The organism is Bradyrhizobium sp. WCU1 (genome assembly GCF_053474805.1).
The window spans coordinates 6,695,773-6,715,592 of sequence record NZ_CM130280.1; the positions used below are offsets into that span (position 1 = coordinate 6,695,773).

A 19,820-nucleotide genomic window follows, 5' to 3' on the forward strand; every position below is an offset into this window, starting at 1 on the left:
GATTAGGTAATCCGGTCCGCATCAATCAAGCAGTTTTTCTCCTCCTGTCAAACCGGCGAAACACGGCATGGCCGAGAATATCGACATTGCCGAACCCGCCGCGGCCGACCCGCTCGCCCGGATGCCGATGCGGGACGAGGAGGGCCAGCTCCGCCCGGAATTCGTCGAGGAGATCACCCGGGCGATCCATGCCGCCGACCGGCCGCTGCTGTGCGAGGTGGTGGCGGAACTGCATGAGGCCGATCTCGGCGACCTGATCGCTGCACTCGAGCCGGACGACCGCGTCACCCTGGTCGAGATCACGGGCACGGATTTCGACTTCTCGGCGCTCAACGAGGTCGACGAGACGGTCCGCGAGGAGATCCTCGAGGAACTCGAGCCGGAGACCGTGGCCGAAGGTGTCCGCGAGCTCGAATCCGACGACGCCGTCGAGCTGCTGGAAAGCCTCGACGAAGCGGATCAGGAAGAGATCCTGGAGAAGCTGCCGGCGGCCGAGCGCGAGGACATCGAGCGCAGCCTGCTGTATCCGGAGAATTCCGCCGGCCGGCGGATGCAGACGGAATTCATCGCGGTGCCGCCGGATCGGACGGTCGGGCAGGCGATCGACTACATGCGCGACACACCGGATCTGCCTGATCGATTCTACGAGATCTATGTGGTCGACGCCGACAAACACCTGCTGGGCGCGGTGCCGCTCGACGTGCTGCTGCGTACGCGTCGTCCGGTTCCGATCGCGGACGTGATCGATGAGGACCGTCGCCGGGTGTCCGCGTTGGAGGACCAGGAAGAGGTCGCGCGGATGTTCGGCAAGTACAATCTGGTTGCCGCTCCGGTGGTCGACACCGTCGACCGGCTGGTCGGCGTGATCACGATCGACGACGTCGTCGACGTGATCGAGGAGGAGGCCGATCAGGACCTCAAGGCGCTCGGCGGCGTCACCCATCCCGAAGAGCTGTCCGACACGGTCTGGACCATCGCCCGCGGCCGCTTCAACTGGCTCCTGGTCAATCTCGCCACCGCATTCCTGGCTTCGTCGGTGCTCGGCCTGTTCGAGGGCCAGCTTGAGAAGATGGTGGCGCTCGCGGTGCTGGCGCCGATCGTGGCTAGCCAGGGCGGCAACGCCGCGACCCAGACCATGACGGTCGCGGTGCGCGCGCTCGCCACCCGCGAGCTCGGCTCCTACAACGCGATGCGCGTGGTGCTGCGCGAGACCATGGTCGGGCTCGTCAATGGCATCGCCTTTGCCGTCATCACCGGCATCGCCGCAGTGGCCTGGTTCAAGATTCCGGGGCTTGGCCTCGTGATCGGCCTTGCCATCATCTGCAACCTGGTCGCCGGCGCGCTCGGCGGCATCCTGATCCCGATGGTGCTGGAACGGGTACGCGCCGACCCTGCGGTTGCCTCCGGCACCTTCGTCACGACGGTCACCGACGTGGTCGGCTTCTTCTCGTTCCTCGGCATCGCGACGCTGTGGTTCGGGTTGAAATAAGCCGGCGCCTGGGGGCGTGCTTATCGTTAATCGCGCCTTAACGGGGTTGGCGGATGATGCTCCTATCTCCAAGGGGGCCATCACGGGGGCCATCATGCAGCGGTTGCGGCTCAAGGCGGACGGACGGATCGTCGAATTGCGCGACGGGCAGGAAATCCCGCTTGCGACCGCACATCCGGCCGAGGCGGCGATGCTGCCCGCAGCCGCGCAACCGGCGGTGCGCGATCTGCGCCGCCGCGCCCGGCTCACCCAGCTCGAATTCGCCGCCAAGCTCGGCGTGCCAGTGGAGACCATCCGCAATTGGGAGCAGGGCAAGCGCGCCCCGCGGGGACCCGCCCGCGCGCTGCTCGCCGTGATCGCGCACTCGCCGGAAACCGTGTTCGCCGCGCTGTCGAGCGCGCCGACGGCCGCTTGAGCGGGTAGACGTTCTTCGCCGCCACCGGCAGCCGACAGATCGCGCTTACGCGCCGCATCCACCGCCGTCGTCCTGGCGAAAGCCAGGAGCCCATAACCACCGCGTTTGGTCGGAACGGGACAGCGGTCCCCAGCGACGCGCAACAACTGAAATTTGGGGTAATGGGTCCTGGCTTTCGCCAGGACGACGATGAGATGGTTCTCGCTTCAAGATGTCAAACACACGGCGTCATCGCTCGCGCATGTTCTGATCCGCTGCGGCGTGAACGCTTCCGGCGCAGCATCATGGGGCTTGCCAGCAACGCGGTTTGACCGTTCTAATCGAAGCATTGCAGCAAGATATTTTTTTAACCCGTGGATTTCCTATGAATGCCATCGAGCAGATCATTGCCGGCTATGTGTCGCTCAGGAATCGTCAAGCGCTGGAAGAACTCAGGGAGCATCGCCAACGACTGTTGGAAGGTGTTCAAGCTCACAGTGTCCCGGGTTTCAGGCCGACGGTCGTGAATGACACGCTCCGCGAGGAGATCGAACTCATCGAGGCCGCATTGGCCCGCTTTGACGAGCACCCATAGCCTGCGATGGCGCGCTCTCACTTGCTGCGGCCGCTCTCCTTCATCCGCCGAACCGTATCGATGAACGCCTTGATGATCGGGGAGCGGCCGCGACCGCCGTGGCGGCCACGCCGTGCCCGGGTCTTGATGGTGCGCTCGGAGCCAATTCCCCGAAATCGCCGGCCGATTGGCTGATCTGACGCCCAATCCGTCATCAGACGCTGACCAATTGTGATGTATTTTCTGTAAAAAATTTAATATAATCAGTATATTGATAAAGATTGCATGCAGAATACAAAATGTGCTTGTCGCCTCGACCTCCTTGAAGCAGACTTCCCGCGGGGCAGGAGAGGCCGATGACCTTCGATGACGAGGGGCACGCCAGGGGCAAAAAACAAATCTGCCGGCAGAGGAGCGAGCAATGAGCGATCAGGTGTCCACCATCGCAATGGCAGATACGGCGAAGCCGAGTGGCGTGCGCTGGAAGATCTTCCTGCTGATGCTGTTCCTGATCTCGATCAACTATATCGATCGCGCCTCGCTGTCGGTCGCGATGCCGGTCATCGCCAAGGAGTTCGACATCGACCCGGCGATGCAGGGGCTGATCCTGAGCTCGTTCTTCTGGACCTACGCGCTGATGCAGGTGCCGGGCGGCATGCTCGCCGACCGCTTCAAGCCGCGCATCGTGATCGCCCTTGCGACATTGTTCTGGGGCTTCTTCCAGGCGCTGGCGGCGCTGTCCACCAGCTGGATGCTGCTGCTCATGACCCGGCTCGGGCTCGGCGCGTCGGAAGCGCCGATCTATCCGGCGGGCGGCAAGCTCAACGCGATCTGGATGACGCAGACCGAACGCGGCCGCGGCGCGACCTTGCTCGACGGCGGCGCTCCGCTTGGCGCTGCGCTCGGCTCGATCGTGATCGCCTGGCTGATGGCGGCGTTCAGCTCCTGGCGTGTCGCCTTCGTCGTCGCCGGCATCGGCACCATGCTGTGCGGGCTGTGGGCCTGGTACTACATCCGCAACGTGCCGCGCGAGCATCCCTCGGTCAATGAAGCCGAGGCGCGCTATCTCGAGGAAGCCCATGCGATCGAGGACGCCGCGACGCCGCCGCCGTCCGGCGCGAGCTGGATGGCCTATTTCCGCTTCCGCTCGGTGTGGTGCATGTGCCTCGGCTGGATGTTCTTCAACACCACCTTCTACGGGCTGTTGACCTGGATGCCGACCTATCTGTTCAAGGTGCACGGCTTCGACATCAAGGCGCTCGGCGGTGCCTCGTTCATCATCTTCTTCGCGGGTTTCGTCGGCGAACTGGTCGGCGGCTGGATCGGCGATACCTGGCGGGAACGGGGCGGGGCGCCCAACACCGTGTTCCGCACCCTGTTCGGCATCGCGGCGATCATGGCGACGGTGTCGATCTTCCTCGTCGCCTACGTCACCAATGCGGTTGCGGTGGTGGTGCTGCTGTCGACGACGCTGTTCTTCCTGCGCTGGTGCGGCATGTACTGGGCGATCCCCTCGGCGCTCGCGGGCCGCGGCAAGTCCGGCTTCCTCGGCGGCTGCATGAATCTCGGCGGCAACATCGCCGGCATCACGACGCCGCTGATCGTCGGCTTCATCGTGCAGGCCACTGGTTCGTACTTCCTGGCCCTGATGTATTTCGCCGCCGCGGGCATTGCGCTGTTGATCTGCTCGACCCTGATCGATTACAGCCGCAAGCTCCCGGTCTAGAATCGAAGCGCGGCCGAGCCCGTGAGGGGTTCGGCCGGTTGATGAGGCCTCGCGAATGACACGTCCCGTCCGGCTCGGCATGCTGACGCCGTCGTCGAATACCGCACTCGAGCCGATCACCTGCGCGATGCTGGCCGGGATCGACGGCGTCTCGGCGCATTTCTCGCGCTTCAAGGTGACGGAGATCGCGCTGTCGGAGCAGGCGCTGCGCCAGTTCGACGCCAGCGAGATTTTGCGCGCAGCAGAATTGCTGGCGCATGCCAAGGTCGACGTGATCGCCTGGAACGGCACCTCGGCAAGCTGGCTCGGCTTCGATCGCGACGAAAGCCTGTGCGAGCAGATCACCGCGGCAACAGGGATCAAGGCCTGCACCACGGTGCTGGCCTATCGCGACCTGCTGCGGCGGATCGGTGCCGGACGCATAGGGCTGGTGACGCCGTATCGCCGGGATGTGCAGGACAAGATCATCGCCAACTGGAACTCGGAAGGGCTCAATTGCTTTGCCGAGCGCCATTTGTCGCTGCAGGACAATTTCTCCTTTGCCGAGGTCAGCGAAGCCGAGGTGGCGGCGCTGATCGAAGAGGTGGTGCGCGACGGCTGCGACGCGGCAGTGGTGCTCTGCACCAACATGCGCGGCGCCGGCGCCGCCGAACGGCTGGAGCGCGGGTTCGGCGTGCCGGTGCTGGATTCGATCGCGGTGACGCTGTGGGCGTGCCTCACGGCGACCGGCTGCGATCCGTCACGCGTGCACGGCTGGGGCAGCCTGTTCACCAATCCCGATCTGCGCGCAGTGACTGCTATCCCCGAACATAATGACGACGACGAAGGCGAGCGGTGACTGAAGCCAAGACTAGAGCCAAGACTAAAGCCAAGACCAAGCCGACCAGACGCAGCAAGGAACCGAAGCGTGCGATGACGACGCTGCAACGGCGGCGGCTGCGCGTGCCGCGGGTCGGACTGCACGAGCAGGCGGCGGCGCGGCTGCGTGCCATGATCGTGCGCGGCGAGCTGGCGCCGGGACAATCGCTGGGCGAGGCTGATTTGTCCGACGCGCTCGGCATTTCGCGCACCCCGTTGCGCGAAGCGCTGAAGCAGTTGGCGAACGAGGGCCTGGTCGAGCTCCGGCTCAACCACAGCGCCGTGATCACGCCGTTCCGCCGCGCCGAGCTGACCGAATTGTTCGAGGCCGTCAGCGGCATCGAGCGCTGCGCCGCCGAGCTCGCGGCGCTGCGGATGGAGGAGACCGATTTCGAACGGCTCGAAGCGCTGCAGGACAAGATCGAGTGGCATCACGGCCGCGGCGAGCTGCGCGACTATTTTCAAATCAACCAGCAGATCCATTCGGCGATCGTCGGCTTCGCCCGCAACGCGGTGCTGAAGGCGACCCACGAGGCGCTGCTGGCGCGGGCCGAGCGCGCGCGGTTCTTCGCGCTCTCGGTGCTCGGGCGCTGGGATGAATCGGTGCGCGAGCACCAGGAAATCCTGGCCGCACTCAAGGCGCGCGATGCGGCCCGCGCCGGGCAGATCCTGGCCCACCATGTGCGCCGCACCGGCGAGATCGTCGCCGAGACGCTGGATGGCAGAGCAGATGACGCCGCAGTCGCGCACCTTTCCGCCACGCCGCGCAGCCGCAAGACGAAGAAAGTTGCGCCATGAAGATCCTGCTGCTCAATCCCAACACGACGGCGGATGTGACCGATCTGCTGCATGCCGCCGGCAGCGGGGTGGCGTCGGACGGCACTGAGCTGGTGCCGATGACCGCCGCGCGCGGCGTGCCCTATATCGCGACCCGCGCCGAGGCGCAGATCGGCGGCGCGATCGCGCTGGAAATGCTGGCCGAGGCCGGTCCCGGCTTCGATGCCGCCGTGATCGCCGCGTTCGGCGATCCCGGCCTGTTCGGCGCGCGCGAGTTGTTCGCGTTTCCGGTCGTCGGATTGGCCGAGGCCGCAATGCTGACCGCCTGCATGCTCGGCCGGCGGTTTGCGATCGTGACCTTCGCCGGCGCACTGGCGCCCTGGTACGAGGAATGCGTCGCCATGCACGGGCTCGCCGGACGCTGTGCCGGCATCCGCGCGCTCGACGGCAGCTTCCGCTCGATCTCGGAAGTGCAGGCCGAGAAGGAAGAGCTGCTGGTCGCGCTCGCCAACCAGGCGGTCGAACAGGACGGCGCCGATGTCGTCATCCTGTCCGGCGCGCCGCTTGCCGGGCTCGCGGCGAAAGTGCGCGACCGTATTCCGGTGCCCGTCGTTGATCCCGTCGCGGCCGCCGTGCGTCAGGCGGAGACGCTCGCCATGCTCAAACCGCGCAAGGCGGTCGCCGGCACCTTCCGCCGGCCCGACCCGAAGCCGACGCGCGGGCTGGCCGCGCCGCTTGCCGCCATCATCGAACATCGCTCACCGAAAGAGGGGACAAGCTGATGTCCTTCGACATCATCATCCGCGGCGGCACGGTCGTCACCGCCGCCGACACCTTTGCCTGCGACGTCGGCATCCGCGACGGCAAGATCGCCGCGCTCGGGCATGATCTCGGCGATGCGACTGCCATCATCGACGCGACCGACCGGCTGGTGCTGCCCGGCGGCATCGACAGCCACGTCCATTTCGCCCAGCCGTCCGGCGACGGCATCGTGATGGCCGATGGCTTTGCCTCCGGCACCCGCTCGGCGGCGTTCGGCGGCAACACCACGGTGCTGCCGTTCTGCCTGCAGGAGAAGGGCCAGACACTGCGCGAGGCGCTGAAGCATTATCATTCGCTGGCGGACGGCGAATGCCATGTCGACGTCGCCTTCCATCTCATCGTCACGGATCCGACCGAGCACGTGCTGGGTCAGGAGCTGCCGGCGCTGGTCGAGGACGGCTACACCTCGCTCAAGGTCTTCATGACCTATGAGGGGCTCGCACTGTCGGATCGCGAGCTGCTCGAGACCATGGCGGTGGCGCGCGAGACCGGCGCGATGCTGATGGTCCATGCCGAAAACTTCGACGCGATCCGCTTCCTGACTGACCGGCTGGAGCGCGCCGGCAACACCGCGCCGCGCTTCCACGCCACGTCGCGACCGATCCCGGTCGAGCGCGAAGCCACCCACCGTGCCATCTCGCTGTCCGAGCTCGTCGATGTGCCGATCATGATCGTGCATGTTTCGAACCGTGAGGCGATGGACGAGATCCGGCGCGCGCAGCAGCGCGGGCTCCGGGTGATGGGCGAGACCTGTCCACAATACCTGATGCTGACCGAGAAGGACCTCGACCAGCTCAACATGGAAGGCGCCAAATATGTCTGCTCGCCGCCGCCGCGCGATATCGCCAGCCAGCAGGCGTGCTGGGAAGGCCTGCAGCAGAAGGTGTTCTCGGTGTTCTCGTCGGACCATTGCCCGTTCCGCTACGACGATCCGCAAGGCAAGCTCGCACCGAAGGGCCGCACCAGTTTCCGCTGGGTGCCGAACGGAATCCCCGGCGTCGCGACGCGGCTGCCGATCCTGTTCTCCGAAGGCGTGGTGAAGGGCCGCATCGATCTCAACAGCTTCGTCGCCTTCAGCGCCACCAACCACGCCAAGATCTACGGCCTGTATCCGCGCAAGGGGACGATCGCGGTCGGCTCGGATGCCGACATCGCGCTGTGGGATCCCAAGCGCAAGGTGACGATCCGCCATGAGCTGATCCATGACGGCGCGGACTACACACCCTATGAAGGCCTCGAAGTGACCGGCTGGCCGGTGCTGACCATGGTGCGCGGCAAGGTGGTCGTCGAGGACGGCACCCTTGTCGGCGGCAAGGAGCATGGCACCTACCTGCCGCGTTCGAAACCACCGGGAGCCGCGACCATCCCATAACCCGCGAACCAAGAAGGCAGGAGACCACCATGCCCTATGCGACGACCGACGATGGCGTACGGCTCTATTTCGAGGAGACCGGATCCGGTCATCCGGTGATCCTGGTCCATGAATTCGCCGGTGATCTGCGCAGCTACGAGCCGCAGCTGCGGCATTTCGGCAAGCGCTTCCGCACCATCGCCTACAATGCGCGCGGCTTTCCGCCGTCGGATGTACCCGAGCAGGTCTCGTCCTATTCGCAGGCGCGCGCCGCCGACGATATCCTCGCGGTGCTCGATCACATCGGTGCGCCCAAGGCGCATATCGTCGGCCTGTCGATGGGCGGCTTCGCGACCCTGCATTTTGGCATCCGCCATCCGTCGCGCGCGCTGTCGTTGTGCATCGGGGGCTGCGGCTACGGCGCCGAGCTCGACAAGCGCGAAACGTTTCGCGCTGAGGCCGATGTGATCGCGGGCGTGATCCGCAAGGAGGGTATGCCGGCCTTCGCCGAGCGCTACGCCTACGGGCCGACGCGCGTGCAGTACGAGAACAAGGATCCGCGCGGACACGCCGAGTTCAAGGCGATGCTGGCCGGGCACTCGGCGGTGGGATCGGCCAATACGCAGCAGGGCGTGCAGAAGGAGCGGCCCTCGCTCTACACGCTGGTCGAGGAGATGAAGCGCATCAATGTGCCGACCTTGATTATCACCGGTGACGAGGACTGGCCGTGCCTGCTGCCGGGCATCCTGATGAAGCAGAGCATCCCGTCGGCCGCGCTTGCGGTGATGCCGAATTGCGGCCATGCCATCAACATCGAGGAGCCCGACGAATACAACCGGATCGTCGGGGAATTCCTGGCGCAGGTCGAAAGCGGCCGCTGGCCGCAGCGCGATCCGCGCGCGGTGAGTGCTTCGATCACGGGGATGAAGGACTAGACTGCATCCTCGACTGCCGCCACGCGGCGACCATCGAGTTGGTCGCGCAGAAGCTGCGCCAGGCGAGCTGCGCGCCACGCTTTGCCGAGCAGACGCAATATTGCGGGATGTTTCTGACGCCGACCTTGCGCAACACGCCGGGTGTTCTTCCATAACGGTGTCTTCACCAGTCTCGGGCAGGTGCTCGATTTCTATAGTTTCCGCGATACCAAACCGGAGAAGGTGTATCCGCGCGCAGCCGACGGCACGGTGCTGAAATACAACGATCTGCCGGAAAAATATCGCGGCAATGTTGACGTCAGCGATCCGCCGTTCGAGCGCCATCTGGGCGACAAGCCTGCGATGACTGCGCAGGATGAAGCCGACATCATCGCCTTCCTGAGGACATTGACGGACGGCTACCGGCAGGAGCCGTAGGCCGCCGCGACCGTCTGACGCGGAACTCATCGGTCAGTTGGCAGCTCCTCGTCATGCGCGCATAATGGGCGCATGAATGTCGTCGAAGGCAACGGCGCAAAAATCCCCGCGATCGGGCTCGGCACATGGGAGCTGCGCGGGCGGACCTGCGCTCGCATCGTCGAGCAGGCGCTGCGCCTCGGTTACCGGCACATCGACACCGCGCAGATCTATGACAACGAGCGTGAGGTCGGCGAGGGGCTGCGTGCCTCCGGCATCAAGCGCAATGATGTCTTCGTGACCACCAAGGTCTGGACCACGCACTTCCTGGCGAAGGATCTCGAGCGCTCCGCCAAGGAGAGCCTGGCGCGGCTGCGCTTGACCGAGGTCGACCTGTTGCTGTTGCACTGGCCCAATCCGCACGTGCCGCTTGCCGAGACGCTCGGTGCGCTGGCGCGGGTCAGGCAGGCGGGGCTGGCGCGGCACATCGGGCTCTCGAACTTCAGCACGGCGCAGATCGAGGAGGCGGTCGCGGCGTGCCCCGAACCGCTCGCCTGTGATCAGGTCGAGTACCATCCCTATCTCGGGCAGGCCGACGTGATCGCGGCCTGTGCACGCCATGGCATGGCGTTCGTCGCCTACAGCCCGATCGCGAAAGGGCGCGTCAAGGGCGACCGCGCGCTGGCGCGGATCGGCGACCGCTATCGCAAGACCGCGGCCCAAATCTGCCTGCGCTGGCTGGTGCAACAGAATGTCTCGGCGATCCCGCGCACCTCAAAGCTCGAGCGGCTCCAGGAAAATATCGACATCTTCGATTTCGAACTTTCGGATGAGGACATGCGCGAGATTTCGACGATGGGGAGCGCGGCCGCGCGGTGACGGCCCGAGCGCCGACCGGATTCTAGCCTGCGCATTGCTTCGCGGAAAATGGCTGGGCCGCGGTCCGGATCGTGCTATTGCCCGCTGGCTGACCGCGGACTCGGCCGCGAAATGGGGGATTGAGGCAGGCGGGTTCCAGCCGGTATTGTAGCCGGCGGGGAGACGACACTGATGTGATCGAGCGGGATGAAGTTTCGGCCAAACGCGGATATGGTGGCGTCGGTGTTCGTGCACCTGATGCTGCTCGCGCTGATTTTCCTCTATTCGGAGGTCCATCAGTTCGATCCCGTCGCCGCTGACACGGTGCCGGTCGAGATCGTGACGCCGCAGGAGGTCGCCAAGGCGGAGATCAAGCCCGAGCCCGATCCGGTACCGAGCCCGTCGCCGACGCCCGAACTGCAATTGCCCTCGTTCGACAAGCCGGTGGATGCGGCCAAGCCCGAACCATCGGCGCAAGCGCCGCAGAAGCAGCAGTCCGCGGCGCAGAAGCAGCTGACGCCACCGGCGCCCAAGCCCAGCCCGGCGCCGCCACCTGCCGCGGCCGAGCAGCCATCCGCGCCGCCTGCACCCCAGACGCCGCCGATGCCCCAGCAACAGGCGGCGGCATCACCGCCTGCCTATGCGCAGCCCGAGCCGGACCTGTCGGTCAAATACAACGTCATGCTTGGCCTGCCGCCTGACATCTCGGTGAAGCCGCCTGCGGGGGCGCCGTCCGCTCCCGGTCCCGGCAAGGACAGTTTCGACGCCGCGGCCACCGAGCAGGCCGACGTCGGGTCCAGCGTGGTCGCCGAATTCCGTCGCCATCTGAAGACCTGCATGAAGCTTCCGGCGACGCTGAGCACCGGCGATGATGTCAGGATCAAGCTTCGGGTGTTCATGAAGCCCGACGGCAAGCTCGCCGCGTCGCCCTTGCTGATCGAGGCCACCGCATCGGAAAAGGGGCCGCTGCTGCTCAAGAGCGCGACCGATGCGCTGCAAACCTGCCAGCCCTACGCGATGCTGCCGCGGGAGCGCTACGGCGAATGGAAGGTGCTCGACCTCGACTTCACGCCGCGCGATTTTTCGTCGTAAGTCGAAGCAGGCTTCAGCTTCCCATCGCCTGCCAGGCATTCGAGGCGAACTGCCGGCGCCAGATCACGATCACGACCGCGGCGGTCGTGGCGAACAGCACCCAGGGGCTGACGAACCAGCCGAGATAGCCGAGCGCAAAGAAGAACGCGCGCTGACCGCGGTTGAAGTGCCGGCCCGCGGTCTCGAACAGCCGCGTGGTGCGGATCACATGGGCCTCCGCCTCGGGCGTATCGCGCTGGCCGGCCGGCGGCATCGCGCCGAACAGGATCGCGACATAGTTGAACAGGCGATAGGCCCAGGCGAATTTGAAGAAGGTGTAGATGAAGATCAGGATCAACCCGATGCATTTGACCTCCCAGAGAGCGGGCGAGGGCGTCAGGTTGACCGGCAGTGCACCGAGCACCGCGAGCGCGTCGTTGGTCGCGCGCAGCAGCGCCAGCGCGCCGCCGATCGCGATCAGGCTGGTCGAGGCAAAGAACGCGGTGCCGTTCTGCAAGGATGCCATGATCTGCATGTCGACCATCCGCGCGTCGCGGTGGAGCAGGTTCCGCACCCAGATCTCGCGATAGACATGCATCCGCGCCGACAGGCTGTCGCGCCCGTAGGCGGTGTGCTCGAGCGTGATGGCATAGACCAGCCATTCCAGCGCGAAGAAGCCGACCGCTAGGATGTCGACCCAATAGCCGGTCATGGTGCCTTCCTTCGTGAATGCGCGGCCGCCGATCTGCGCCCCGTTGCATCCCGCGTCATGTACAGGTTGAACGCGTGCAATGCACTATGGCAAACTGCGCCGGCAACAGGATTCCCCGGACATGCTCAAGCTCGTCATCGGCAACAAGAACTATTCGTCATGGTCGATGCGGCCCTGGCTGGCGCTGCGCGCCAATAACATCCCGTTCGAGGAAATCTTCGTTCCGCTTTACACCGATCAGGCCGACAAGGACCGCATCCTCGGCTTCAGCAAGGCCGGCAAGGTGCCGACGCTGATCGACGGTGACGTCACAGTGTGGGATTCGCTGGCGATCATCGAATATCTGGCCGAGAAGTTTCCCGAGGCGAAGCTGTGGCCGGCGGATCGCGCCGCGCGCGCGCATGCCCGCGCAATCTCGGCCGAGATGCATTCCGGCTTCGTGCCGCTGCGCAGCGAATGCGGCATGAACCTGCACCGGCCGATCAAGGCCGTCGCGCTGTCGAACGATGCGCGGGCCAACGTGGCGCGGATCGAGGAGATCTGGGCCGATTGCCACGCGCGCTACGGCAGGCAAGGCCCGTTCCTGTTCGGGGCATTCTCGGCGGCGGATGCGATGTACGCCCCCGTGGTGCATCGCTTCCGCACCTACGCGATCCCAGTGAAGGCTGAGGCGCAGCATTATGTCGATGCCATGATGGCGCTGCCGGCGTTCCAGGAATGGACCCGCGATGGCCTTGCCGAGACGCTGCGGATCGACCGATTCGAGGACGCCTGACTGGTCCCTCGCTGCCGAATTGTGACAGCAGCCACAAAGATCGCGGCTTGACGCCGCGGGGCCGAAGGCGTCGAATCCGAAACACCGGTTTTGCAAGTCGTGAAAGGACTTAGACCATGGGCATTCTCGATTCCCTGGAGAATTCGCCGGAGCTGAAGGGCATGCTTGGCCAGCTCGGGGCGGCCGTGATTCCCGTCGTGCTCGGCGAGGTGATGGGCAATGGCGGGCAGGGCGGCTTGTCGGCGATCGTCGCCAAGCTCGAACAGGCCGGGCTCGGCGACCAGGTCAAATCCTGGATCGGCACCGGCCAGAACCTGCCGATCACGGCCGACCAGCTGCAGCAGGTGCTGGGCAGCGACACGGTCAAGCAGCTCGCCGCCAGGTTCAACATTCCGGTCGACCAGCTGTCCAAGGTGCTGGCCCAGCAGCTTCCGGGGGCGGTGGACAGCGCGAGCCCCGACGGCAAGTTGCCGCATACCGCCTGAGCCACTGAAACCGGGTTCCGGCCGAGGCCGGCGGGCAATTTCCGGCTGGCATGTAAATTGCTGCCTATCGCCCTGAAAAACCTGCAAAAAGCGTACCTTCACCGTGCCCCAATCTTGCTGGATTTGGGGCAGGGCGATGTGCTAGCTTGCCGCAGGGTTCTCAAAATGCCGGCCAGAGCTATCGGGACTGTCAGCCCGGCCAGCAATCTCTAAGAAAATGGAGAGGGCGTTGAAGCATAAGTACTCGATTGGCGAGACCGTCTATTTCACGGCCAGCAATGTGGCGCGCCCCGCTGCGAGCGGCACCTATCAGGTGATCCGCCTGCTGCCGACCGAAGGTGACGACTGCCAGTATCGCATCAAGAGCTCGACCGAAGCTTTCGAACGGGTGGCCAAGGAGAGCCAGCTCGCGCTGTCCTGAACGAGTTGTGCGCAAGCCGGTGGCTGGAGCGGGTTCCCCGTCGCCGCCGTCAAAAGGCCCTGTTCGCAGACCCATTGTGCTGAAGGTTGGACGTCGGGGTGGCGGCGTTCGCCGCCGCCGATTGTGCTTACGCTGCGTTGAGGGACATCGCGCATGAACTGGGCTTCCTCGCTGGATCAGATCTGGCGCTCACCGACTTTCCCGATGTGGCTGACGCTGGCTGCCGCGGGCTTCTTTGGGATCGTTGTGCTGATCACGCTGCTGCGCGCGGAAAAATCCGTCGCCAACGGCGCGCTGACCGTCATCACGCTGCTGTCGATCGCGGTCGCGGTCGCCGCAACGATCCGCGGCTTCGGACCGGGCGGGCAGGCAGCGGCGCCGAGCGAGACACGAACCGCGCAATTCACCGGCCAGACCGTGCCGGCGCTGGCCTGCGTCGACGACCTCGCCGGAGATGCCGTTCTCAATGCCTGCGAGAAAGTGCTGTTCGGTTCGTCCGATACGGCCGCGGCGGCGGTCAGCTATGCGGCGGCGCAGATATCGCGCCTGACTGCGCTCGGCGACCTCGCCACCGCGGAGCGCAATACGACCACCGAATTGCAGGCACTGCGCCGCGCCATCGAGCACGACCGGTACGGCCTGGTGGCCTATGCGCTGATGGCGCGCGACCACTGCACGCCGACGGCGTGCCCCGCATTCCGCTCGCTCGGCGACAACCACCAGATCGTCGCCAACATGAACGATCGGACCTATGAGAACCTGGTCACGCGCTACGCCGCGTCCTGGAACGCGCCAGCCGGCGCCACGCCATCGGCAGCCGGATTGGTCGCCGCGCTGCCGCCGTCGATGCCCACCGGCCGGCCGACCAATGCGGAGTTTCCGAGCTCGGCGAACACGCCGCCGGTCAGCATCATGACATCAGAACCGGCGAAGCCGGCTGCTGCGGCCCCGCCGCCGGCCGCACGCGCTGCCGCCGCGCCGCCCGCTGCGCCGAAGCGGCCGCCGGCCGCGAAGCGTCCGGTCCAGATCGCGCCGGCTGCTCCGGCGCCAGCGGCGCCGCCTCCCGCCGCGGCGAGTGCGCCGGCAGCCGCGAGCCAGGACTAGGCACGGGCCTGAGCGCGATGACGGTGGCCTGAGCCACTGTCATTGCATACTCCCTGCGATAATCCCGATATCCACTGCCGCCTTGATCGCTCCCTTTCCAAAGCGCGCGCCGGCCGCTACATCCGCCGTATGCCGCTGCATCTCATCAAGCTCGCCGTCGGTTGCGACTCGGTCAAGGAACTCAAGGGTTGGGTTGCCGAACGGATGGCGACCGCCAAGAAAAAAGGCCTGCCGCTCCGCCACGTCCACATCACGCGGATGACGCCGAAGCGCGAGGAGGAGCTCCTCGCCGGCGGCTCGCTGTATTGGGTGATCCGCGGCGAGATCGCCGCGCGCGAGAAGATCATCGCGATCGAGCCGTTCCGCGACAAGGACGGCATCGGACGCTGCCGGCTGGTGATGCAGCCCAAGGTGATCGCGGTCTCGCCGCGGCCGATGCGGCCGTTCCAGGGCTGGCGCTACCTGACTGCGGACTCTGCGCCGTCAGATCTCACCAAATCGAGCGCGGCCAGCGTGGCCTCGATGCCGGAGCCGATGCGCCGCGAGCTGCGCGACCTCGGATTGCTGTGAGCTAACGGCAGTTGCCGCGGATCACTGCGTGACGAGATGCAGCCGGCCCCATTCCGACGCCGGGATCTCGACATAGCGGCCACCCCCGGCATTGCTGACGGCGACGTCGAGCAGTTCGTGATCGATCCCCATCTCGCCGAGATAGCGCCGGAACTGGTCGGTGAAGATCGAGGTCAGGCTTTCGCGATGCTCGGCCGAGACGTTGGGCGCGAGCCGGTTGTGGATCGCCATGCCGCTCAGCACCACGTGGCTGCCCGCCGGCAGGCTGCGATGCACGCCGCCGGCCAGCACCAGCACGCAGGCGAGATCACAAGCCGTGCCCGACGGCTTCTCCTTCGCGTCCAGCGGGCCGCCGGGCCGCTTGAGCGCAAAGCATTCCTCCTCGGGCTTTCCGTTGCAGGCTTCGACGGCGGTCGCCGCAACCATGGTATCGATCCCGCGATCGCGCAGGATGCGGCCGAGGCTGGAGGCGACGTTGAGGTTGGATTCGCCCTTGATGTTGATCACGACCGGCAGCTTGCGCCCGGCTTGCCGGTCGAGGATCGCCAGCAGGCGCTTGTAGGTGTCCCATTGCACGGCGCCTTCGGCGGCGATCCAGTCCGAGCAGCCCGGTCCGCAGGCGTCCGGTGCGCCATGCGCGACGTAGAAGATCATCGCGCCGGGCGCCGAATTGACGCCGCCGACCGGTGGCCGGGTCTGCGCCTGCGCCATGCCGGCGGCCAATAGCGCGATGCCGAGAGCGATGCCTTGCCTGAAATACCTGATCATTCCGACCGCCTGTGAAAGGCGCGATCATCCCTGCGTCGCGGCCGCCGCGCAAGCGAACGGCATCACACTTTTCGCGATGCCTTACACCGCGATGTTGTCGATCAGCCGCGTGTTGCCGAGCTTGGCCGCCACCAGCATCCGCATCGGGCCGTCCTTGAGCGAGCCGATCGGCGCCAGGGTGGCGGCGTGGCGAACCTCGAGATAATCGAGCACGAAGCCGGCCTTGGTGATCTCGGCGGCGCCGGCGGCCATGGCGGTTGCAGTGTCCTCGCCGGCGCGCAGGCGGCCTGCCGCTTGCTTCATCACGCGGTTGAGCGCGGGGGCCGCGCGCCGTTCTTCCGGCGAGAGGTACACGTTGCGCGAGGACATCGCGAGGCCGTCGCGCTCGCGCACCGTCTTCGATCCGATCACCTTGACCCCGAGGTCGAGATCCGCGGCCATCTGGGTCACGACCCGGAGCTGCTGAAAGTCCTTCTCGCCGAAGATCGCAACGTCGGGCCGGACCTGGGTGAACAGCTTGCCGACCACGGTGGCGACGCCACCGAAGAAATGCGGCCGGAAGCGATCCTCGAGCCCGGCGGTCGCCGGTCCCTCCGGAACGATCCTGGTGGCGAAGCCGTCCGGGTACATCGCCTTCACCTCGGGGTGCCAGATCAGGTCGACGCCCTCGGCGGCGAGCTTGGCGACGTCTTCCTTCCAGGTGCGCGGATACGAACCGAAGTCCTCGGTGGGAGCGAACTGCGTCGGATTGACGAAGATCGAGACCACGACCCGCTTGGCGCGGCGCTTGGCGAGCCGCACCAGCGACACATGGCCGTCATGGAGCGCACCCATGGTCGGGACCAGCGCGACAGTCGCCTTCTTGGCGCGCAGGGCGTCGACGGCGCGACGAAGGGCAGGGACGGTACGGACGACGGTGGGATTTCTCGGCATCTGGTCTCGACTCGTGGGGCAATCGGGGTGGGATGTTTGGCGTTCGGCAGGCCGCGGAGTTTACCAAGTCCGAGCCGCTATCGGCAAACCGCCGCACATGCATTACCCGATCTCGAACGCGCATGGATCGCTCGTTCGATTCATCATTAAGGACGCCTGCAATTGATTTCCGCTCGCAGTGATGCATTTCACTTGACCGCAGCCGCGCTCGATTTGAAGATCATTGCCGGGGTTTGAATCATGTTGGTGCAGGCTAGTCAGGGTCAATCCGGCTCCGCACACGTCGTTGTGCTGGGCAACGAGAAGGGTGGTTCGGGCAAGTCGACCACCGCCCTGCATATCGCCGTCGCGCTCCTGAAGGCCGGGCAGCGCGTCGCCAGCATCGATCTCGACTGCCGCCAGCAAAGCTTCACCCGCTACATCGGCAATCGCCAGGCCTGGGCGCGGCGCTCCGGGCTCGATCTCGAACTCCCCGCGCACCACTGCATCAAGTACGGCGAGACGATGCAGATCGAGGAGAACGAGAACGCCGAGTTCCAGCAGTTCATGGAAGCGGTGAGCGCGGTGGAACGTGCCTATGATTTCATCGTCATCGACACCCCGGGCTCGGACAGCTACCTGATGCGGCTCGCGCATTCGATGGCCGACACGCTGGTGACGCCGATCAACGACAGCTTCCTCGATTTCGACGTGCTCGGCACCGTCGATCCGGCGACCTATGCGGTGATCGGCGAGAGCCATTACGCCGAGATGGTGCGCGACACCAGACGCAAGCGCCGCCAGCTCGACGGCGCCTCGACCGACTGGATCGTGGTGCGCAACCGGCTGTCGATGCTTGGCTCGCGCAACAAGCAGCTGGTCGCCGACGGCCTGAAGCAGCTGTCGCTGCGGCTCGGGTTCCGGGCGGTCGACGGCTTTGCCGAGCGGGTGGTCTATCGCGAGTTTTTCCCGCGCGGGCTGACGGCGCTCGACGACATCGACGAGGCGACGCTCGGCACCCGCCCAAACCTCGGCCACGTCACCGCCCGCGAGGAGGTGATGGGCCTGCTGCGCCAGCTCAAGCTGCCGCTCGACGAGCGCGGCCGCCGCCGCGCCGCCAACCGGGCCGAATGGTTCAGCCAGGTCGACAAGCCGCTGGAAGTCGACGACATCATCGGCAGCTAGCGATCGTCAATTCATGGGGGCCGCTCCCAGGCTCGCTGGCGCCTGGTCAAAATACCGAAAACAACCCCATGCAAAGGAGCCGGTGGTGGCCGGCGTTCGACCGGGCTGCTTGACACGTCGGGCAACTCACCGGTATTTTTCCAATATTCCGAAATTGTGCACTTGAGCTCGCCCCAAGGCCAGTTCCTCCCGCCTGGAGCGGATGCTGGTTTCCAGTCGATCGGCCCGTTCAACCGGGCTTTCAAGGCCGCGACCGATCTGACATCGACTGAATACAGGCGGCTTGCGCTGGCGAAGGAGGCGTCTGGGACGGGCAGACCGGGTGACAGCTCAGGAATCGGCCAGCCGGACTTAGGAATCGGCCAGCCGAATTCTGCAGCCGCCAAGCGCGCACTGAAATTTTCGTGCAGGTTCTCCGCACGATCGGTTTGGGCGGTCGCAAACTGCGAAGCGAGGATCGAATGGAACGGCGCCAGTTCATATCACTGCTCGGCGGAGCTGCGTTGGCACCGCTCGCCAGGCTGCCGGCATACGCCGACCCGTCCGACGGCTGCGGCGTTCCAATCGGGCGAAACGACGGCTGGTCCACCGCCTCCTTAGCTGAGGACAAGCTCATCGACCGCCGCGCGCTGTGCACCATGGCTGAGCGGCTCGCCGCCTCCAGCGATAGCAACATTCATTCCGTGCTGGTTGTCCGCGGCGGCAGGCTGGAGTTCGAGCGCTACTTCAGGGGACGCGACGAGGTACCGAGCCGCTTTTACGGTCCCCGCGTCGAAGACGTCAGCTTCGATGCCGATACGCTGCACAACATCAAATCGGCTTCAAAGAGTGTCGCGTCACTCGTCATCGGGATCGCGATCGATCGCGGGCTGATACGCAGCATCAACGAGCCGATCTTCAGCTTCTTCCCCGAATTGTCCGACCTGCGGTCCCCTGAGAAAGACCGCATCCAGCTCGTCCACGCCCTGACCATGTCGATGGGATTGGCGTGGGTGGAGGCGACCCCTGCGACCGGAGACGACAATGATGAGGCGCGCATGCACAGGGCGTCAGACCCGTGCCGTTACGTGCTCGGTCTTGCGTCCGCGGGCGAGCCGGGGCAGCAGTTTCTGTACAACACCGGCGCGCTGACGCTGCTGTCGGCCATCGTCCGCAAGGCCGCCGGACGTCCGCTCGATGAATTTGCGCGCACCGAATTGTTCGAGCCTTTGGGGATTACGGCGTTCGAATGGAGCCGGGTCAAAGGCGATAGCGATGCCGGTGGCGGGTTGCGGCTGCGACCGCGCGACATGGCAAAGATCGGCCAGCTTGTCCTTTCGGGCGGCCGCTGGAACGGTCGCCAGATCGTCCCAAAGGCATGGATCGAGAGCTCCACGGCACCGAAGCTCAAGGCCTCCGACTATCAGTCGTATGGCTTTCTGTGGTGGCTTGGCCGCGCCCGCTTCAATGGCCGCGCGATCCAGTGGATCGGCGCGCTGGGGCGTGGCGGTCAGTCGATCCGCATCGTCCCGGAGCTCGACCTCGTCGTCGTGGTGACCGCGGGATACTACCAGGACTACAGCCCGCAAGCCTTTCGCGCGCAGTTCGCCGTCTTCACGGACGTCCTGCAAGCGATTCCGCCTCCGGTTTGAATCGGA

22 protein-coding genes are annotated in these 19,820 nt (G+C 65.6%); 19 read left to right on the forward strand and 3 right to left on the reverse strand.

Going from position 1 to position 19,820, the window contains the following annotated elements; genetic code table 11:
- Nucleotides 1-67: 67 nt before the first annotated feature.
- The 12 genes from mgtE to ACTUWL_RS31390 all read left to right on the forward strand — a co-directional run bounded on the left by mgtE (nt 68) and on the right by ACTUWL_RS31390 (nt 11,272).
- Complete coding sequence (gene mgtE / locus ACTUWL_RS31335) at nt 68-1,489, forward strand: magnesium transporter (protein ID WP_021080569.1); 1,422 nt, start codon at nt 68-70, stop codon at nt 1,487-1,489.
- A 94-nt stretch (nt 1,490-1,583) separates the two neighbouring features.
- A complete protein-coding gene (locus ACTUWL_RS31340) occupies nt 1,584-1,904 on the forward strand; it encodes a helix-turn-helix domain-containing protein (RefSeq protein WP_021080568.1) in 321 nt (106 codons plus the stop codon).
- 364 nt (nt 1,905-2,268) lie between these two features.
- Nucleotides 2,269-2,478, forward strand: coding sequence for a hypothetical protein (locus ACTUWL_RS31345; protein ID WP_021080567.1), 210 nt, complete (start codon nt 2,269-2,271; stop codon nt 2,476-2,478).
- Nucleotides 2,479-2,878: 400 nt separating this feature from the next.
- Nucleotides 2,879-4,183, forward strand: coding sequence for an MFS transporter (locus ACTUWL_RS31350; protein WP_021080566.1), 1,305 nt, complete (start codon nt 2,879-2,881; stop codon nt 4,181-4,183).
- A 55-nt stretch (nt 4,184-4,238) separates the two neighbouring features.
- On the forward strand, nt 4,239-5,021 hold the full coding sequence (locus ACTUWL_RS31355) for a maleate cis-trans isomerase family protein (RefSeq protein WP_021080565.1): 783 nt from the start codon (nt 4,239-4,241) through the stop codon (nt 5,019-5,021).
- Complete coding sequence (locus ACTUWL_RS31360) at nt 5,018-5,839, forward strand: GntR family transcriptional regulator (protein WP_021080564.1); 822 nt, start codon at nt 5,018-5,020, stop codon at nt 5,837-5,839. Before ACTUWL_RS31355 ends, ACTUWL_RS31360 begins: the two co-directional genes overlap by 4 nt.
- Complete coding sequence (locus tag ACTUWL_RS31365) at nt 5,836-6,600, forward strand: aspartate/glutamate racemase family protein (RefSeq protein WP_021080563.1); 765 nt, start codon at nt 5,836-5,838, stop codon at nt 6,598-6,600. Before ACTUWL_RS31360 ends, ACTUWL_RS31365 begins: the two co-directional genes overlap by 4 nt.
- Nucleotides 6,600-8,012 (forward strand): dihydropyrimidinase, encoded by a 1,413-nt coding sequence (hydA, locus tag ACTUWL_RS31370; RefSeq protein WP_021080562.1) that lies wholly within the window; start codon nt 6,600-6,602, stop codon nt 8,010-8,012. Before ACTUWL_RS31365 ends, hydA begins: the two co-directional genes overlap by 1 nt.
- A gap of 29 nt (nt 8,013-8,041) precedes the next feature.
- The gene (locus ACTUWL_RS31375; protein WP_021080561.1) at nt 8,042-8,926 is read left to right on the forward strand and encodes an alpha/beta fold hydrolase; all 885 of its coding nucleotides are present in this window, start codon (nt 8,042-8,044) and stop codon (nt 8,924-8,926) included.
- Between the two features lie 141 nt (nt 8,927-9,067).
- Nucleotides 9,068-9,343: a hypothetical protein gene (locus ACTUWL_RS31380; protein ID WP_021080560.1), complete on the forward strand. Its 276-nt coding sequence runs from the start codon at nt 9,068-9,070 to the stop codon at nt 9,341-9,343.
- Nucleotides 9,344-9,415: 72 nt separating this feature from the next.
- Nucleotides 9,416-10,201, forward strand: coding sequence for an aldo/keto reductase (locus tag ACTUWL_RS31385; protein WP_021080559.1), 786 nt, complete (start codon nt 9,416-9,418; stop codon nt 10,199-10,201).
- A 186-nt stretch (nt 10,202-10,387) separates the two neighbouring features.
- The gene (locus ACTUWL_RS31390) at nt 10,388-11,272 is read left to right on the forward strand and encodes a hypothetical protein (RefSeq protein WP_021080558.1); all 885 of its coding nucleotides are present in this window, start codon (nt 10,388-10,390) and stop codon (nt 11,270-11,272) included.
- Nucleotides 11,273-11,285: 13 nt separating this feature from the next.
- On the opposite strand, the gene ACTUWL_RS31395 is transcribed toward ACTUWL_RS31390, so the two are convergent.
- A complete protein-coding gene (locus ACTUWL_RS31395) occupies nt 11,286-11,963 on the reverse strand; it encodes a DUF599 domain-containing protein (RefSeq protein ID WP_021080557.1) in 678 nt (225 codons plus the stop codon).
- A 121-nt stretch (nt 11,964-12,084) separates the two neighbouring features.
- Between ACTUWL_RS31395 and ACTUWL_RS31400 the strand changes: the two genes are divergently transcribed.
- The 5 genes from ACTUWL_RS31400 to ACTUWL_RS31420 all read left to right on the forward strand — a co-directional run bounded on the left by ACTUWL_RS31400 (nt 12,085) and on the right by ACTUWL_RS31420 (nt 15,318).
- Nucleotides 12,085-12,738 (forward strand): glutathione S-transferase family protein, encoded by a 654-nt coding sequence (locus ACTUWL_RS31400; RefSeq protein WP_021080556.1) that lies wholly within the window; start codon nt 12,085-12,087, stop codon nt 12,736-12,738.
- 116 nt (nt 12,739-12,854) lie between these two features.
- Entirely contained in the window at nt 12,855-13,223 is a 369-nt protein-coding gene (locus ACTUWL_RS31405; RefSeq protein WP_021080555.1) for a YidB family protein, read from the forward strand.
- Between the two features lie 217 nt (nt 13,224-13,440).
- Nucleotides 13,441-13,644, forward strand: coding sequence for a hypothetical protein (locus ACTUWL_RS31410; RefSeq protein WP_021080554.1), 204 nt, complete (start codon nt 13,441-13,443; stop codon nt 13,642-13,644).
- A gap of 153 nt (nt 13,645-13,797) precedes the next feature.
- On the forward strand, nt 13,798-14,748 hold the full coding sequence (locus ACTUWL_RS31415) for a hypothetical protein (protein WP_106940206.1): 951 nt from the start codon (nt 13,798-13,800) through the stop codon (nt 14,746-14,748).
- 129 nt (nt 14,749-14,877) lie between these two features.
- Entirely contained in the window at nt 14,878-15,318 is a 441-nt protein-coding gene (locus ACTUWL_RS31420) for a DUF1489 family protein (RefSeq protein WP_021078264.1), read from the forward strand.
- A gap of 21 nt (nt 15,319-15,339) precedes the next feature.
- Here ACTUWL_RS31420 and ACTUWL_RS31425 read toward each other — a convergent pair whose 3' ends face one another.
- Nucleotides 15,340-16,086 carry a GMP synthase (glutamine-hydrolysing) gene (locus ACTUWL_RS31425; RefSeq protein ID WP_021078265.1) on the reverse strand — a complete coding sequence of 249 codons (747 nt, stop codon included), beginning with the start codon at nt 16,084-16,086 and terminating at the stop codon, nt 15,340-15,342.
- Between the two features lie 81 nt (nt 16,087-16,167).
- Entirely contained in the window at nt 16,168-17,019 is an 852-nt protein-coding gene (gene panC / locus ACTUWL_RS31430) for a pantoate--beta-alanine ligase (protein WP_021078266.1), read from the reverse strand.
- A 240-nt stretch (nt 17,020-17,259) separates the two neighbouring features.
- On the opposite strand from panC, the gene ACTUWL_RS31435 reads away from it, so the two are divergent.
- Together ACTUWL_RS31435 and ACTUWL_RS31440 are read left to right on the forward strand one after the other, a co-directional pair.
- Nucleotides 17,260-18,183 (forward strand): division plane positioning ATPase MipZ, encoded by a 924-nt coding sequence (locus ACTUWL_RS31435; protein ID WP_021078267.1) that lies wholly within the window; start codon nt 17,260-17,262, stop codon nt 18,181-18,183.
- Nucleotides 18,184-18,644: 461 nt separating this feature from the next.
- Nucleotides 18,645-19,814, forward strand: coding sequence for a serine hydrolase domain-containing protein (locus ACTUWL_RS31440; protein ID WP_021078268.1), 1,170 nt, complete (start codon nt 18,645-18,647; stop codon nt 19,812-19,814).
- The last annotated feature ends 6 nt before the right edge of the window (nt 19,815-19,820 follow it).